The sequence below is a fragment of the Azospirillum sp. B21 genome (assembly GCF_008364825.1).
Lineage (GTDB): Bacteria > Pseudomonadota > Alphaproteobacteria > Azospirillales > Azospirillaceae > Azospirillum.
The window spans coordinates 1-1265 of sequence record NZ_VTTO01000053.1; the positions used below are offsets into that span (position 1 = coordinate 1).

At 62.5% G+C, this 1265-nt stretch carries 1 protein-coding gene, 1 tRNA gene and 2 rRNA genes; all 4 read left to right on the forward strand.

The genetic code is table 11. From position 1 onward, the window contains the following. Nucleotides 1–128: ribosomal RNA gene (locus tag FZ983_RS33855) — 23S ribosomal RNA — on the forward strand; the annotation flags it as partial. Nucleotides 129–259: 131 nt separating this feature from the next. Beyond that, a 5S ribosomal RNA gene (gene rrf, locus FZ983_RS33860) occupies nt 260–375 on the forward strand. A gap of 82 nt (nt 376–457) precedes the next feature. After that, a tRNA-Met gene (locus FZ983_RS33865) sits at nt 458–534 on the forward strand. Between the two features lie 352 nt (nt 535–886). After that, nucleotides 887–1150, forward strand: coding sequence for a hypothetical protein (locus tag FZ983_RS34480; RefSeq protein ID WP_188092630.1), 264 nt, complete (start codon nt 887–889; stop codon nt 1148–1150). Nucleotides 1151–1265: the final 115 nt, after the last annotated feature.

Consider the following 1265-nt stretch of genomic DNA (forward strand, 5'->3'; position numbering starts at 1 on the left):
CGGGAAACCCACCTCTAAACCAGAGCTCCCTTGAGAGCCGTGACAGACCATCACGTCGATAGGAGGCATGTGGACGGGCAGCAATGTCTGAAGCTAAGCCTTACTAATCGCTCGATCGGCTTGATCTCACCCCACAAACCGCGCCATGCGCAGCAGCAAGCCTGCTTGACGCACACACCGCAGTTCGATACATCCTCACCCTCACTTGCACTGAACAGCGATACGCTTTGGGAAGAGCGTCGGTCTTGAGCCTTGGTGACCTGGTGGTCATGGCGAGGTGTCAAACACCCGATCCCATCCCGAACTCGGCCGTGAAAAGCCTCCGCGCCAATGGTACTGCGTCTTAAGACGTGGGAGAGTAGGTCGCCGCCAGGTCACTCAGGCTCAAGAGACGCGCAATCCAAAGCTCAAATCGCCGGCATCGTCACGATATCCATCACCCCATATCAGAGACATCCGCGGGGTGGAGCAGCCCGGTAGCTCGTCAGGCTCATAACCTGAAGGCCGCAGGTTCAAATCCTGCCCCCGCAACCACCATTACCGAACGCACCTGTTCGCAAAGGCCGGACGCTCCCGCAGCGCCGGCCTTTCGTGCGTTTGCGCCCAGCCCAAGGCTGAGCAGCGCCACCAGGTCGCCCTCCAGCTCGATCTCGACACCCCGGGCATCGGCAGTGCCGAAGCGTACCGCAACACGCTCGATCAGCGGGCGCAGCCGGTCGCGCGCTTCGATCCGGTGGTCCGGGTCCTCCAGCGTTGCCGCCAGATCGGCGATCCGCTCCCGGTAGAGGGACGCCAGATCGTCGGGCAGGACCACCGGCGGTGAGGGAGGGGAGGCCAGCGCCGCTTCCAGCGATTCGACCTTCGCCTCCAACTCGACCATCACCCGGTGCAGGTGATCGGTCAGCCGGCCCTGCCGTGCGGTGGCGTCGAGTCCATCGAGATCCTGACGCACCTTCCTCAATTCGGCTTCCATCCGCCGCTGTTCAGCAGTCTGTTCCTGCCCATCCGTCCGAACCGCCTCTCGGAAGGCAGCGATGAAGGCCGCTACCATGTCGTCCTGCATCAGCCGGTCACGCAGAGCGTCCAGCACCAACTTCTCCAGCACGCTCCGCCGGACGCTGCCCTGGTTGGAGCAGGAGGCCGACGATGATCTTTCCCTGCTTCGGTGGACACGGGTTCACGCAGATCTTAGCTCGGCCTGTTCGGGGGTGATGTATCCGATGGCCGAGTGAGCGCGTTGGCGATTGTAGTAGGTTTCGATGTAG